This window comes from Bifidobacterium animalis subsp. animalis ATCC 25527 (assembly GCF_000260715.1).
GTDB classification, from domain to species: domain Bacteria; phylum Actinomycetota; class Actinomycetes; order Actinomycetales; family Bifidobacteriaceae; genus Bifidobacterium; species Bifidobacterium animalis.
The window spans coordinates 831,716-846,909 of sequence record NC_017834.1 but is presented as its reverse complement, the minus strand read 5'-3'; the positions used below and the strand labels follow the sequence as shown (position 1 = coordinate 846,909).

Here is a 15,194-nt window from a genome sequence, read left to right as displayed (position 1 = left end):
CCGCACGACATGTGCCGCGCGGTCTTTGCCTGCTCCCTGCGGAATCGCGAGAATAGCAGTGAGTCAATTCCCCATGAAGCTGAAGGTGCCGGCGAATGCCGCACTTGCCAACGCAATGACTGGGATGAGCAGGCATCCGGCAAGGAACCAATAGTCGCGGACATGCACATGGCTCACGCGCGCATGGCTTCGTGGTGCGGTGCCCCCGAACCCGCGCGCCTGCATCGCAACCGCCAGGGTGGTGGAACGGCGAATCGAGAGCACAAGCAACGCGAAGGATTGCGGGAAGAACGATGCCACTGCGCTGTCATCACCGAGTCCTCGCGAACGGCGCGAGGCGGTGAGCGCGGTCCAGTCATCCTGCAACACCGAGAACAGTCTCATGCCCGCCAAACCGCCATATACGAAACGGTCCGGCAGATGCAGGATCTGGCTGAAGCCATCCGCCAGATCGGTCGCATCGATGCCGAGCACCGCGATGATGGCCGGAATACCTATCGCGAGAATGCGCAGCGCAGTGGCCAACGCAAGCTCGGCGGATCGGTCGGTGATGTTCACCCACCCCCATTGCCACCAGGTGTCGCCACCGGACTTGCCGTACAGCAGCACGGCAAGGGCCGAGCCGGGCGCACCGATGAAGATGGGCCAGGTGGAGCGCACGATGCGCCACGGAGTGAAGCCGATGGCCATGAGCACCACGAACTCCAAGCCGAGCGCCACGCTGGATGAAACCCAGTCCAGACTGGCCAGCAACGGCAGCGAGGCGAGAAATGCTCCAAACAGGCGGTACACGGGATTGATTGAGGCCAGGAACCGCGAACGGCTTGCCGGCCTGGCCTCCTCCACACGCTCGTTCACTTGGCTGACCGGCACGAGTGTGGTGTCCGCCGCATCCTGGGGCGATGCCAGACGAGCGGCGATGGTCGCAGCAACGTCGTCGCCCAGATCCTGCGGATCGCGGGTCGGAACGAGTTCCACCACCCGTGCGCCCAACGCGGTGACGAGCTCACGGTCGTGGGTGACGACGACGATGCTCACGCCGTCGGAACGCAAATCGTGGATCAGCCGCACAATCTGCATCCAGGTACGTCTGTCCTGTCCGAAGGTCGGTTCATCGAGCAGCAGCACCTTCGGTGCGGAGGCGAGTGCGGAGGCGACGGTGAGTCTGCGTTTCTCGCCACCAGACAACGTGTACGGGTTGACGTGCGCGTATTGGTCGAGGTGGAATCTGCTGAGCAGGTCCATGCCCCGTGCGCGCGCCTGTTCCTCAGGCATCCCAGTGCGCAACGGGCCGAGCATGACCTCGTCGAGCACACTCGAACAGGCGAATTGGTGCTCGGGATTCTGGAACACGTAGGATATCCGCGAGGCAAGCTGACGTGACGTCCAGTCGATGGGCCACACCTTATCGAGTTCGCCGGCGAGCCCGTCATGGGCGATAACCTCACCCTCCACCGGTTTGAGCAATCCCGCCAGCGTGAGTGACAACGTGGATTTTCCGGCCCCATTCGCTCCCACGAGTGCGGTGATCTGACCTGGGTGGAATTCCAGATCGATGTGCTCGGCGATGGCGTTGCCGTCACGTCCGATGCCGAGCTCCTTTGCGGAGAGCAGGACTTCGGGCAGACCGGTCTGTGGAGCATATTCGGGTTCGTCCGCCGTGTGGATGCGCGTGATCTCGTCTTTCGCGGCACGGAACCTCTCCGGCACCCAGATTCCGAGTTCGTTGAAGTCGATGTCGGTGTTGTGGAACACCTCGTCAGGTGTGCCGTCCGCCACGACCACGGTGTTTCGGAAGTTCGTGCGGGCGATCTCGCTCTCCTCGCCGCTGTTGCCGACCTGCCGGGTGTCGTCGGTGCGCTCGAGACCGAGCACCACCACACGGTCGATCATGTCGATCCACCGGTCGGCGCGGTGCTCCACAAGCACCATCGTCGCATGCGTCTGCCGGAGCACGTCATCCACCGCACAGACCACCTGCACCACGCCATCGGGATCGAGATTGGCTGTTGGTTCGTCGAGCAGCAGCACCTCCGGGCGCATGGCGAGTGCACCGGCGAGGGCGAGCCTTTGCATTTGGCCGCCCGACAGGTGCATGACCGAACGGTCGAGCTGTACACCGGCCAGACCAACGGCATTGAGGGCCTCATCTACACGTTGCCATGCGAGATCACGCGGCACGTTGAGATTCTCCGGCCCGAATACCACGTTATCCCCCAGTCGTTGGAAGATCGCCTGTGCATCCGGATCCTGCAGCACCAGCCCGACCTTGCCGCGCGCGGCATGCACCTCGATGCCATCAACGCGGATGACCCCCTCGGTGATGCCGCCGTCGGCGTCCTCCACTGCAACCGGAGGCTCTCCCTCTGCCGCATTTTTCATCCGGGATGCATCGGTCTGCCCGGTCTCGTCACCGAGCAGACCGGCAGCCCCCTCCAGAATGGTGGATTTGCCTATGCCGGAAGCTCCAAGGAGCAGCACATGCTCACCGGCATGAATTTTGAGATCCAGGCCGCGCACCGCGAAATGCTTGCGCGAGGCATGACGGTAGCCCCAATGGTCGAATTGCAGGGCGATGCCCGTCGTGGGTTCCACGCAGGCGGATTTCACAGTGGTCATAACGTGCTTTCCGGTATTCCTCAGAGTTGTGGTGCTGAGCTCAATGCTTGGCGCCGCGCACGGCACGGCCCGATGCGAACTGGTCGAGCGCTCCGGTTCTGGCGATGCCAAGATACAGGTACCACATGGCCATGCCGGCGACGAGCGCGCCGGAAAGCACGGTGGTGATCAAATACACGACGCCGTAGGAGCCGCCCAGATCGATGGCCTGCAGGTGGGTGAAGAACGAATACCCCCAGCAACCCACGCCGCTCAATGCGCCAGAGAGCACGGTGACGCCGAGGTTCCATTTTTTGTAGGCGAAGACGGCGAATGCGATCTCAGCGAACAGACCCTGAACCAATGCGATGAGGAAGGTTTCGACACCTCCCCACATGTTGCCCATGAGTGCCTCGAGCACGCCGGCGACGATCTCCGCATAGAGCGCGGCGCCCGGCTTGCGCACGATGATTGCGGCGAGCGGTCCGGCGAACAGCCACAGACCGTTGAAAATACCGGCGAGCCCGGGCACTACTCCTTCGAGCAGCGACCACGGTGCCGCTGTGGCGAATGCCACGAACCAATAGATGAGCGCGGAAGCCACGCCGATGACCGAGGCGACGGCGATATCGACCACACGCCATTTGAGGACCGGTTTCGCTTCGATAACAGAAGCTGACATGATGTGTGCCTTTCTCAATTCCCTATTTGAATACAGGCACGGGTGTAGAGCGACGTCCGTGCGCCGGCATTGCCCGGATTCACGTTCAATCGGTCGAGGTTATCCTCTCTCAGCCGGTGCTTTGCACCAGCTCCCGTGTCGATGCCGAGTCTAATGCATCCCGCTGACCGGCGACGCACGTTCCCTCACAATGTGGGCGCACAGCGTGGGTGCGACTATCGTCATCTCATTCAGCGTCGCTTGAACAAGCGGAACAATTGCGATTGGCGCACTGTCATCCCCATGGCGATGGCGCCGACGAACGTTCCGGAGCACATGGCCAATGGTGCCCGGCAGGAGGCGAGCATCACCGATGCAACGTCACCAATGGCCATGCGCGCACAATACGCACAAATCAACGCGCATGCGCTCAATGCTCCCAATCCGGCCCAGACGAGCACCTCCGTGCAGATGCCGAGCAGCTGCGCCGGCTTCGACTCCCCCGAATGCAGCGCGGCGGCGTATTCCAGTCGCCGTACACGCACCGCAAGCGCACCGATGGCCACGCCGATGAGTATGGACAGGTAGGGAATCCAATGTGTCATACGCCCCATATAAGTGGCATACGGGTCGTAATGCGAGTCAAATCCCTTGTTGAGGGAGGTCACGCCAGCCTGCCCCGACCCCTTGCCTCCACCACTCGACGGCTGCACCAGCGACGCGCCGAGTTCACTGGTGATGATGCGCACCGGTACGACATGGGGATTGTCGAACGTGCCGATGGCGATGCATGCCGAGGTCCCATTGATACCGAACACCGAACCGGCCGGCACGCGTAGGGCCTGGATCGTCTTGTTGAGCGTGAGCTGGGCGTCCATGCCGGCGGCGCGTTCCTCGGCGCTCTTGCCTTGGTAGCCTTCGGTGGCTGCGATCCGCTGCAGCAGTTCGCCGTTCGTGATGTCGATGCTACCGGGCGCCAACGGGGCGGCTACGCCGAATACCGTGAGCGTGCGCTCTTCATCGGAAGGTTTGCCGCCGCGGATCGCCAGTCTCACCAGCCCTCCCGGCACGGTGCCCAACGGCGCTCCCGCCTGCATCGCGCTGCCCTGAGTGGCGCTCCATCCCTGCACCTTCACCGAATCCGAGGGAATCCACATCGTGTCCGACAGCCGCAGATTCATGTCGTCTTCGCCAGCGCCATCCGAATTTCCGGCGTCCACCATGAGCTGGCGCCAGCCATTGCCGGTGTTCCAGTTGTACTCACCGGATTGCGGCACGCTGTCGTATCTGAGCCGTGACAGTTCGTCGTTGAGCGAGCGCACATCCTCGCCGCGGTCGCCCACCTTGAGGTCGCGGTAGAGCGGTGTTGCGGTGTGCAGAACGACGACCGTGCGGTCGTTCACTTGGTAGGCGCGGGACCCGGAGCGCAGCTCGCCGCCCGTCCAGTTCTGGGTCACGGTTCCGGTGGCATTGCCGAGCAGCTGCCGGTCGGCCGCGACGGTGGGCACCACATTCACCTGTTGCGTGCCGGAATACTCCTGCGAGCTTGCAGGCGCCGATTCGACGGTATGCGGCATACCGAGCATCGTCGGAGCCCGATCGGGCAGCCAGAGCGCGCATGCCCCTGTCGTGAGCGCGGCCGCGGTGATGGCGGCGAGCAGCACCCATACCACTGCGGTACGGCGACCGCGGGTCTGTTCGCGGCGTGGCCTTGTCCCCTTCTGCTTCATGTTTCCGCACATCCTCGTCGATATGGCCTAGTTTCAGCCTTATATGGTTTGCCTCCGTTTCGCAACCTGTCTACACGTTTTGCTGATGTGGTTTCGAATTCGGCGCACCACCATCCTCCTGAGACGAGCCACGGCGTTTCTCAACAAAACACGCAGATTGCGGCACGCATATCGGGTGCTTCATGGTGGAGAGACTTAGGATGGGCATTTGCTTGTTCTGACACGTATCAAAGCGTTGCGATAGACATCTTTACCACCTTGGGAAGCCGAACATCGGCTATAGTTGACGTATCGTGTTTGGTTTTCCGTTCTGCAAAGGGGCATGAATGAAGAGAACACGCAGCATATCATCTTTGATCGCCGTCATCGTATGTGTCCTGAGCGTCTCAGCCTGCTCGGGGAACGACTCCAAGACCGACGACACCATGGCGGGGCCGACACGGGCAAGTTCGCAAGTAGTACAACAGATCTTATCAACTCAATGTTGAACAATAGACAGTATGGCGAATCTCAGAAGAAAGTGCTGCGCACCGCGTTGCAATATGATGGGAAGATCCCGTATGCGGCATACCGCACGGCGTGGGAATCCTATAAGCAATGCCTAGTGGAGCGGGGGTACACCAAGCCACCGCAGAACCAGAGCAACGGAGTATATTTCACGCCCACCTACGTTTCCTCCGAAGGCCTGTCTGACGCGCAGAGCCGGAAAATTGGACGAGGACATAGACGAATGCAAGGACCTGCATGTTTCTGCCATCGACCTGGTGTATCGAACCCAGCTGGGCAATCCCGAATTCTACGGAGATCCGGAGGTGGCGCTGATCGATTGCCTCCACCGCGGGAATCTAATACCCACGGATTACACGATCAACAAGTATCGGCAGCAATTCGAGGAATATAGGAACGACACCAAGGTAGGTAGCGTGCCTGACGATTGGTTCAACTTCGATTTGAATGACAACGCCGTGCTCACCTGCCTTGCATCGAACAAATCTCCACTGCTGCAGACCAGATTGGAGGCATGGAAGCCATTCGGGTGACTCTCAAACTTCCCTCCCTTACCGCAACGGGATCTCGACGGTGCCGTTCCATTCGCCGTCGCGGGCATCATGCGAGAAGTCGCCGCCCATCGAGGTGATGAGCGATTGCAGTGAGCGCAACCCGCTGCCACCGCCGGCCACCGACTGCTCGCCGATACCATTGGCGTAGCGGATGCATACGCGCGATGAAGACAGCGAGATCGAGACGTGGTATGGGCGTGCGGTCTCGGCATGCTTGAGCATGTTCGTATAGATCTCATGACAGATGAGGCTCAACAAGCCGCCAAGTTCCGACGAATGCATGTTTGCATCCTGTGCCGAGTCCAACACGGTCTCGCCGGAGAACCCATGGTCATGCAACAGCTTGTCACCTGCGGCGGCCTCCCGCCGCAACAGCGCCACCACATTCTCCGGCTCGTCGCCATCCTTTTTGAAGTCGCCGTCGTCGCGCAGTTGGGTGATGATGCCGCGAAGGTCCGCGAGCGCATTCTGCGTGTAATCGGACACGCGCCGCCAGCGTTCCTCGTCAGGCACGCTCTTGTCGACGGCGTGCAGCTGCGTCTCCATCGAGATGAGCGCCAACTCCTGAGACAATGCGTCGTGCAGATGCGCGGCCAGATACTGGTTCGCCTCGAGTTGCCTGAGGCGGCTTTCGACCATCACGCTCTCACGCATGCGCTCCGTTCGTCGCTGCTCCCATGCCATGTATCGGCCGACCGTCGACGCCACGGCATAGACCATGCAGAATGCCAGGCATCCGTAGCCGGTGAACGATCCTGGTCGGATCATCGTTTCTAGGCAGGTGTACGACATCATCAGCAGGCATAGTGCCGCAGCGATGCGATTGGACGTCTTGTAGCAGATCAGTATCACGGACAGGAACATGAAGTACGATGTGAACTGCGCATACCCCGGAATGGCGTATTCGCCTACGCCGTTGAGCAGAAGCAGTGCGACCGAACACCAGACCGGTGACCAGTAGCAGCCGATGGCGAGCGCCTGCGCAAGCATGAGCACACTGATGAACCACCATTGTTTTGGTGGTGTGAACAACCAGACATCGCATTCGAAGACCAAGGAGAATGCCGCGATGATGAATGCGAGGAATGGGTGGGCGATGTTCTTCAGGCGTTTCAGCATGGTGCAACCAGATGCATCAGCACCAACCCAACGCATGCATCCAAGCAGGGCACTCTCTTGCGGCCATTGTGGCCATTGCGGTCGCTGTGGTCGCTGGGAGAACATCGACCCGGGAAGACCAGACCATGTCGGCGCACACCGGCACCCCGACCTGCGTCGAGGCTGCAAACAACACCGAAACCACCGCTGATATGACCGACATGGCGTCTCCTCTCATTTGCCGCTACAGGGCATGGACTTATGCTCTGCCCAGTTTATCAAGAAGCAGCGCCTCGGCGACGACGTCCTTCCTCAACCCTGACACGCTCACGGATTCGTTGGGGCTGTGCGCGTTCGAGATCGGGTCCTCCGGGCCGGTGACCAACACCTGCGCGTCGGGGAAAATCTTCTGCAGTTCGGGAATGAACGGGATGGAGCCACCCTCACCCTTGTTCACCGGGTCGACGCCGAAAGCCTCCTTGAGCGATGCGAGCGCGTCCTGCGTGGCCTCGCAGCCCGGATCCATGGCCCAGCCCATGCCGGCCTCCAACGGTTCGACGTGCACCTCGGCGCCGAATGGCGCGTTCTTCTCGAAGAAATCCACCATCGCGTCCATGGCCTCATGCGGGTCCTGCTGCGGCGCCACTCGAAGGCTCACCCGGAACGTGGTCTCGGGGCTGATCACATTGAACGAGTCCTTGACCGGATGGGCGTCGAAACCAATCACCGTGGCGCTCGGCTTCGTCCACAACCGTGACGCCAGCGAACCGGTGCCCACCAACGTGAACGAGTCGACCACGCCGGCGGCCGCGCGCATGTCGGCCTCATCCAGATCGCGCTGCAGGCCGCCGATCGGCTCGCCCGCCATAAGCCCCGGAATCGCCAGTTCACCCTTCTCGTCATACATCTTCGCGATGAGCATCGAGGCCAGTGTGTTCGCGTCGAGCACCGGGCCTCCATACTGGCCCGAATGCACCGGGTGGCCGAGCACCTTCACATGCACATCACAAGTGGCGTTGCCGCGCAGACTCGTGGTGAGCGACGGCACATCCGGCGCCCAGTTGCCAGAATCGGCGACGATGATCACATCTGAGTCGAATTCGTCGTGATGTGCTTCGATGAACGGGATGAAGCTCGCCGAACCCATCTCCTCCTCACCTTCGATGAACACCTTGATGTTCACGCCAAGCTGGTCGCCCAACGCCTTGAGCGCCCCGTAGTGAATCGCGATGCCACCCGCGTCATCGCAGGCGCCACGCCCATAGAGCCTGTCACCTTTCAACGTGGCCTCAAAGGGTGCGGTATCCCATTCCTTCTCGTCGGGCACAGGCTGCACGTCATGGTGGGCGTACAACAGCACGGTCGGGGCGTCCGGATTGACTTCCAGAGAGCCGATCACTTCCCATGCGCTTGGATTGCCGTCCTTGTCACGCGCCTGCACAGCCTTGGCGTCCACGCCCACCTCGCGCAGCTTGGTCGCCACATATTCCGCCGATTTGCGCATATGCTCGCCATTGATGCCATGCGCGGAGATGGGACGCAATGCGATGCGGTCCTCCACCACGCCCAGGATCTGCGGCCAATCGGCGTCCACGCGTGCGCGAATCTGATCTGCTGTCAAAATCATGTCCGTCCTTTCCGAGGATTCCAAATTGTGTGAAATCCGGTTCCGTAACGCCATTGTAATCGGCTTTCCCCACGATTTCGCGTCGAGAGTTGCCCGTACCCTAGCAGATTATGGCTTTGTTCAAGAAGAAAGAGACGGAAAGCAAGCAGGACGCGGCTCAGGCTCCTGCGGAGCCGACCGTGGGCAAGGGACGCCCCACCCCCAAGCGCAAGGATGCCGAGGCAAGAAATCTGCGCCCATTGGTTCCCGAGAACACCAAGGAGCAGCGCAAGCTCGCCAAACAAAAGCTGCGCGAGCGTGAAAACCGCGAGTACGAGGCGATGCGTACCGGCGACCTCAACAACATGCCGAAGGCCGAACGCCTGCCATGGCGCGTATACACGCGCGACTACATCGATGCGCGCTTCAACATCGGCGAATACTTCATTCCCGTCGCATTGGTCATGCTCGTCGCCTCGGTCATCTTCACCGTGCTCTTCCCGTCACCGCTCGTGTCGATCATCATCATGACATTGCTGTACCTGTACCTGTTCGCCATCGTCATCGACGAGGTGGTGATGTGGCGCAAGCTCAAGAAACTGCTCATCGCCAAGTACGGAGAGCAGTCGGTGGCGCGCGGCATGCGCACCGGATCCTATGCGTGGAGCCGTTCCATCCAGTTCCGCCGCTGGCGCCTGCCCAAACCACGCTATGCCAAGCGCGGGCATTTCCCGGAGTAGTCGCACCCAATCCGAGACATACAAGGAGGGGAACGCATTGCGTTCCCCTCCTTCATTACGACCAGCCTTGCCCATGCCTACGGAAAGTATTTTCCGAGGAGGTCCTCCAAAACACCGGTTGCACTCTTGTGGCATGCGGGCTGGGCGAGTAATCTGTATGCAGCGTGCACGACGGCCAATGTCGCCGTGTATGGGAACAAACGAAACAGGAACGAAGCGTATGACGAGTGAACATTACGACGTGGTGATTATCGGCGCAGGCCCCGGCGGCTACACAGTGGCGCTGCGCTCGGCGGAACTAGGCAAATCAGTGCTGTTGGTGGAACGCGACGATGTGGTGGGCGGCACATGCCTTAACCGCGGGTGCATTCCGTCGAAGGCACTCATCACGGCAGCGCGCACCATTGACACGATACATCGCGGCGAACAGATCGGCATAGACTGCCAACTGCAGGAAATCGACTTTGGCAAACTATGTGCATTCCGCGACGACACGGTGTCGACGATGCGTGGGGGATTGCTCGGGCTGCTCACCTTCCGTGGCGTGCATATGGTGCAGGGCATCGCCTCAATCGAAGAGGACGGCCATGTGCGTGTGGTGCCGGCGCAGGGTGAGAAGACCGTCCGTGGGCGCAACGCGGGCGGTGATTTCGAAGACGGTGAGCAATCTCTCGACGTCACCGCAGGCGATGTGGTGATCGCCACCGGCTCCCGGCCAAAACCACTCGACGTGGCACCATTCAACCATGCACTCATCGACTCGACGGCCGCATTGGCGCTCAACTCCTTCCCACACAGCGCCGTGGTGATCGGTTCGGGGGCCACGGCGCTTGAATTCGCGACGATGTGGAATTCCGCAGGAGCAGACGTCACACTCATCATGCGCGGCGGCATCGTGCTCTCTCGCTCCGACAGGCGCGCGGCGAAAGTGCTGATGCGCGAGCTGAAACGGCAGGGCATCACGATTGTCACAAAGGCCACCATCACGGCAGTCGACACCGGGGAGAATCTGGGGGCCACCGTGCATTACATGGACGCTGACGGCAATGGGCAAGAGGTATTCGCCGAGTGGGTGCTCGCAGCCATCGGGCGTGTGCCGAACACCGACGGCGCATGGTTCGAGAAGGCATCAATCGAGCTCGACGAGAACGGTTTGGTGCAAACGGATGCCTACGGCCGCACCAGCCGAGAGCATGTGTGGGCGTTGGGCGACATCACCCCAGGGCACCAACTGGCACACCGTGCATATCAACAAGGTTATGTGGTGGCCGAATCGATTGCCGGGCTCGACCCTTCCCCGGTAAACGAGCATACGATCCCCACCGTTGTGTTCTCGAACCCGGAATTCGCCTCCGTCGGCTACACGCTGCGCGAAGCCAAGGCTGACCCCAGATTTGCCGATGTCAGTGAGACACTCATTCCGGTCATGGCAAACGCCCGCATGCTGATGAGCGGAGCCTCCGGTTCGGTGTCGGTGGTGAGCGGAAGAAAGTCTGCGGATCAATCGGATGACGTCCATGTGCTCGGCGTGCACATCGTCTCCCCCGACGCCAGCGATCTGATTGCCGAGACACAGCAGATCATAGGCAACCATGTCCCATTGAGCGCTGCCGCGCGTAATATTCACCCGCACCCGACCTTCAGCGAGATGCTCGGGGAAACGCTGCTCAAGGCCGATGGCCGACCATTGCATACCCGCTGACCCGTTGCCGGATACGCAACCGTCACATTGGGACAGCGCATGCTGATACAGTAAATACATTGCCCGTATTCGTGTTGAAACAAGCTAGAGAGGGATACATGGCGCAGCAAGAGAAGTCTGAGAAGCCAAAGAAACGCGGAATGTTCAAGCAGATCGCCACGATCTACAAGTTCACGGCAGCCGAGGACAAGGCGCTGCCATGGATCACTGGCGCAGTGTTCGCCGCCCCGATTGTCGTGGGTATCATCTGCGGCATCGTGTTCCATTGGGGTTGGGTCTCGTGGATCACGCTGATGATTCTCGCCGTGATGATTGGCCTGCTGCTGTTCACGATCGTGCTCACCCGCCGTGCCAACAATGTCGGGTACAAGCAGATGGAAGGCAAGTCCGGTGCCGCGATCAGCATTCTCGGCAACATGAAGCGCGCCGGATTCGATTTCCCGCAGGAACCGGTGTGGGTCGACCCGCGTACCCGTGACGCAGTGTGGCGCGGCACCGGGTATCAGGGCATCTACCTGATCGGCGAAGGCAATTACGGTCGCGTGATGCAGGCGATGGACCGTCAGGAGAAGCAGATCAAAGGCGTGACGGCGGGTTCGCATATTCCCGTCTACCGCATCTGCGTGGGAGACGGCCCCAAGCAGGTTCGTCTCAAGGATCTGCGCAATACGGTGCTCAAGAAGAAGACGTACGTGCCGAACAACTACACCAATCCGATCATGCGCAAGCTTCGTCCGCGCCATCGTTTCGCACTCTCCAAACCGCAGCTCATCACACTGAACGACCGCTTGCATACACTGCAGCGCCGTAGCGGCATGGGCATTCCCAAGGGCATGGACCCGATGAAGACGCACAAGGTGAGCCGTCGCGCTATGCGCGGCAGGTGAGCCATTCGCATTCGACGATCCCGGCCATCTGGCCGGGATTTCTTTTTGGACCTTCGGCTCTGTGAGGCATGCGAATCCAAAAGCCAGACAGCCCCGAAGGTGGCACGAATCTGGAATATGACATGGCATGGCACATGTCCACTATTTGAAAACCGTTGAAAACACAACGTTTTCGAAGTATCAATCTACGTATGAAACATGTTGTTAACTCAAATTACGAGTGGGCGAAATGCTAGTCCCTATGCTTGTGGAACGTAAGCAACATTGTGAAAGGAGCGGTCCCGTGACCCCACTCAAAACCAAGGCAGACGCCGAAGCTCTTATCAATCAGGAAGGCATCGAATATGTTTCCGTGCGCTTCACCGATCTGATTGGCGTTCAGCAGCACTTCACGGTTCCTGCCAGCGAATTCCTCAAGGACGCGTTCGATGAGGGCATGCCATTCGACGGCTCCTCCATCGAAGGCTTCCAGGCCATCAACGAATCCGACATGAAGCTCGTTCCGGATATCGAGACCGCCTTCGTCGACCCCTTCCGCAAGCACAAGACCCTCGACGTCGCCTTCTCAATCGTCGACCCACTCACCGACGAGCCTTACTCCCGTGATCCCCGTCAGGTCGCTGCGAAGGCGGAGGCATACCTCAAGTCCACCGGCGTTGCGGACACGGCATCGTTCGCTCCCGAGGCCGAGTTCTTCATCTTCGACAAAGTGCGCTTCGGCAACGACATGCGCGGTTCCTTCTACGAGGTCGACTCCATCGAGGCCCCATGGAACTCCGGACTGGACGTCGAGGAAGACGGCACTCCGAACATCGGCTTCAAGAACCGTGTCAAGCGCGGTTACTTCCCGGTTCCGCCGGCCGACCACACCCAGGATCTGCGTGACGACATGGTCGCCAACCTGCAGAAGGTCGGTCTGATCCTCGAACGTGCACACCATGAGGTCGCCGGCGCAGGCCAGCAGGAGATCAACTACCGCTTCAACTCCCTGCAGCATGCAGGCGATGACCTCATGAAGTACAAGTACGTCATCCACGAAACCGCCGCTCTCGCAGGCAAGGCAGCCACCTTCATGCCCAAGCCGATCGCAGGCGACAACGGCACCGGCATGCACTGCCACCAGTCCCTGTGGAAGGACGGCAAGCCGCTGTTCTACGATGAGAAGAACTATGGTGGCCTCTCCGACATGGCCCGTTGGTACATTGGCGGCCTGATCAAGCACTCCTCGTCGGTGCTCGCCTTCACCAACCCGTCACTGAACTCCTACCACCGTCTGGTTCCGGGCTTCGAGGCGCCGGTCAATCTGGTCTACTCCGCCCGCAACCGTTCCGCCGCGATCCGCATCCCGCTCGCAGGCACCTCGCCTGCCGCCAAGCGCATCGAGTTCCGCGCGCCGGATCCGTCGTGCAACCCGTTCCTCGCCTTCTCCGCACAGCTCATGGCAGGCCTCGATGGCATTCTCAACCACATCGAGCCGCCGGAGCCGGTCGACAAGGATCTCTACGAGCTTCCTCCGGAGGAGCATGCCGGCATCAAGCAGGTGCCGTCCTCGCTCGCCGAAGCCCTCGATGCGCTCGAAGAGGACCATGACTTCCTGACGGCCGGTGACGTGTTCACCGAGGATCTCATCGAGACGTGGATCGACCTGAAGCGCGGCGAGATCGATCAGGCTCGCCTGCAGCCGACTCCGCTTGAGTACGAGCTCTACTTCCACATCTGATCCGCTGTATACCAGCATTTCCAAGGTGGGTGCGCATACGTGCACCCACCTTTTCCGTTGTTATGCACACGCGCGTGCCCCGCGACCGGTCCGGGTCGTGGCAGTGAGACGAAGTATGCCCGATCCTGCATGCCCATGTGATGGCGCTGACGCCATTGGCTCAGCCAGTGGTACCTCTGGCGCGTTGGGAGGTTATGCAATATAGTGGGGCGTTGATCGTGACACCGATTTCTTTGAAGTTGAGAAAGGCATGGCATGACTGATCAGACGCAGATTATCGAAACCGCCGTCATTGAGCGGCTCAGCCACGTGATCGACCCTGAGCTTGGCCGCTCGGTCACCGATCTGGGTATGATCTGCGGCGTCGATGTTCGCCCCACAGGCCCGGATTCCTTCAATGTGCGGGTCAATGTGGAGCTCACCGTGCCTGGTTGCCCGCTGTCTGCCGAGATCAGCAGGCAGATCGAGGCGGCCGTGACCGGTTATGCCGAGGCGCGGCTCACCGCCGAGATCGTCGTCGGCGCGATGGACGAGGAGAAGCTCAAGTCGCTGGTGAACAATCTGAAAGCCGCCCGTCGTGAGAACCCGTTCACCAAACCAGGTACGAAAACGCGCATCTTCGCCATTGCCTCAGGCAAGGGCGGCGTGGGAAAGTCTTCCATCTCCGCCAATCTTGCGGCCACCTTCGCAGCCCTCGGCTATGACACTGCGGCCATCGACGCCGATATCTACGGCTTCTCACTCCCCCGCCTCTTCGGCGTCCACGACCAGCCCACGAATCTGAACGGCATGCTGATGCCGGTGACCGCGTGGGGCGTCAAACTCATGTCGATCGGCATGTTCGCCGGTTCCGACCGTGCCATTCTATGGCGAGGCCCCCGTCTGCAGCGTTCGCTCGAACAGTTTCTGGCCGATGTGTGGTGGGGCGAACCCGATGTGCTGATTCTTGATCTCGCCCCCGGCACCGGCGACATGGCGATTTCAGTGGCGCAGGCATTGCCGAACGCTGAGCTCGTTGTGGTCACGACTCCACAGCCCTCCGCGTCGGACATCGCCGTGCGCTCCGGTCTGGTCGCACTTCAGGTGCCGATGCGAGTGCGTGGCGTGGTGGAGAACATGAGCTATTTCGATCATGCCGGCGAACGGCTCGACATATTCGGCACGGGAGGTGGAGCGCGCGTGAGTTCCCAACTGACCGATGCGCTGCACTATGAGGTGCCGCTCATGGCGCAATTGCCACTCGACCCGCGCATCCGCGAGATTGGCGAAAGCGAGGGACGACCGGCCGTGCTCAACAACGACGGCACGCTCCGTGATGACGACTTCGGTCGTACCTTCGAACATCTGGCCAAGAGTCTTCTGGCATAGCAAACTGGCATGTGGGCAGCGTG

At 60.6% G+C, this 15,194-nt stretch carries 11 protein-coding genes; 6 read left to right on the top strand and 5 right to left on the bottom strand.

Annotated elements, in window-relative coordinates; genetic code table 11:
- Positions 1-63: 63 nt before the first annotated feature.
- The 3 genes from BANAN_RS03545 to BANAN_RS08595 all read right to left on the bottom strand — a co-directional run bounded on the left by BANAN_RS03545 (position 64) and on the right by BANAN_RS08595 (position 4,989).
- Complete coding sequence (locus BANAN_RS03545; protein WP_014697571.1) at positions 64-2,619, bottom strand: ATP-binding cassette domain-containing protein; 2,556 nt, start codon at positions 2,617-2,619, stop codon at positions 64-66.
- A 40-nt stretch (positions 2,620-2,659) separates the two neighbouring features.
- Positions 2,660-3,280, bottom strand: coding sequence for an ECF transporter S component (locus BANAN_RS03540; protein ID WP_014697570.1), 621 nt, complete (start codon positions 3,278-3,280; stop codon positions 2,660-2,662).
- A gap of 230 nt (positions 3,281-3,510) precedes the next feature.
- Positions 3,511-4,989 carry a hypothetical protein gene (locus BANAN_RS08595; protein WP_014697569.1) on the bottom strand — a complete coding sequence of 493 codons (1,479 nt, stop codon included), beginning with the start codon at positions 4,987-4,989 and terminating at the stop codon, positions 3,511-3,513.
- A 710-nt stretch (positions 4,990-5,699) separates the two neighbouring features.
- Between BANAN_RS08595 and BANAN_RS03525 the strand changes: the two genes are divergently transcribed.
- The gene (locus tag BANAN_RS03525) at positions 5,700-6,029 is read left to right on the top strand and encodes a hypothetical protein (RefSeq protein WP_014697568.1); all 330 of its coding nucleotides are present in this window, start codon (positions 5,700-5,702) and stop codon (positions 6,027-6,029) included.
- Positions 6,030-6,047: 18 nt separating this feature from the next.
- Here the strand turns inward: BANAN_RS03525 and BANAN_RS03520 are convergent, their stop codons facing one another.
- Together BANAN_RS03520 and BANAN_RS03515 are read right to left on the bottom strand one after the other, a co-directional pair.
- A complete protein-coding gene (locus BANAN_RS03520; RefSeq protein ID WP_041776983.1) occupies positions 6,048-7,205 on the bottom strand; it encodes a sensor histidine kinase in 1,158 nt (385 codons plus the stop codon).
- A 202-nt stretch (positions 7,206-7,407) separates the two neighbouring features.
- Complete coding sequence (locus tag BANAN_RS03515; protein ID WP_014697565.1) at positions 7,408-8,775, bottom strand: dipeptidase; 1,368 nt, start codon at positions 8,773-8,775, stop codon at positions 7,408-7,410.
- Positions 8,776-8,885: 110 nt separating this feature from the next.
- Here BANAN_RS03515 and BANAN_RS03510 point away from each other — a divergent pair, with 110 nt between their 5' ends.
- From BANAN_RS03510 to BANAN_RS03490, 5 genes are all read left to right on the top strand, one after another.
- Entirely contained in the window at positions 8,886-9,494 is a 609-nt protein-coding gene (locus BANAN_RS03510) for a DUF3043 domain-containing protein (RefSeq protein WP_014697564.1), read from the top strand.
- A 220-nt stretch (positions 9,495-9,714) separates the two neighbouring features.
- Positions 9,715-11,196, top strand: coding sequence for a dihydrolipoyl dehydrogenase family protein (locus tag BANAN_RS03505; protein ID WP_014697563.1), 1,482 nt, complete (start codon positions 9,715-9,717; stop codon positions 11,194-11,196).
- 98 nt (positions 11,197-11,294) lie between these two features.
- Positions 11,295-12,083 (top strand): DUF4191 domain-containing protein, encoded by a 789-nt coding sequence (locus BANAN_RS03500; protein ID WP_041776982.1) that lies wholly within the window; start codon positions 11,295-11,297, stop codon positions 12,081-12,083.
- Between the two features lie 283 nt (positions 12,084-12,366).
- Entirely contained in the window at positions 12,367-13,803 is a 1,437-nt protein-coding gene (gene glnA / locus BANAN_RS03495; RefSeq protein WP_014697561.1) for a type I glutamate--ammonia ligase, read from the top strand.
- Positions 13,804-14,058: 255 nt separating this feature from the next.
- Complete coding sequence (locus tag BANAN_RS03490; RefSeq protein WP_014697560.1) at positions 14,059-15,171, top strand: Mrp/NBP35 family ATP-binding protein; 1,113 nt, start codon at positions 14,059-14,061, stop codon at positions 15,169-15,171.
- Positions 15,172-15,194: the final 23 nt, after the last annotated feature.

Coding starts and splice junctions, on each gene's coding strand:
- BANAN_RS03505 (WP_014697563.1), top strand. CDS start 9,715: ATGACGAGTGAACATTACGACGTGGTGATTATCGGCGCAGGCCCCGGC.
- BANAN_RS08595 (WP_014697569.1), bottom strand. CDS start 4,989: ATGAAGCAGAAGGGGACAAGGCCACGCCGCGAACAGACCCGCGGTCGC.
- BANAN_RS03545 (WP_014697571.1), bottom strand. CDS start 2,619: ATGACCACTGTGAAATCCGCCTGCGTGGAACCCACGACGGGCATCGCC.
- BANAN_RS03515 (WP_014697565.1), bottom strand. CDS start 8,775: ATGATTTTGACAGCAGATCAGATTCGCGCACGCGTGGACGCCGATTGG.
- BANAN_RS03520 (WP_041776983.1), bottom strand. CDS start 7,205: ATGCGTTGGGTTGGTGCTGATGCATCTGGTTGCACCATGCTGAAACGC.
- BANAN_RS03510 (WP_014697564.1), top strand. CDS start 8,886: ATGGCTTTGTTCAAGAAGAAAGAGACGGAAAGCAAGCAGGACGCGGCT.
- BANAN_RS03500 (WP_041776982.1), top strand. CDS start 11,295: ATGGCGCAGCAAGAGAAGTCTGAGAAGCCAAAGAAACGCGGAATGTTC.
- BANAN_RS03540 (WP_014697570.1), bottom strand. CDS start 3,280: ATGTCAGCTTCTGTTATCGAAGCGAAACCGGTCCTCAAATGGCGTGTG.
- BANAN_RS03490 (WP_014697560.1), top strand. CDS start 14,059: ATGACTGATCAGACGCAGATTATCGAAACCGCCGTCATTGAGCGGCTC.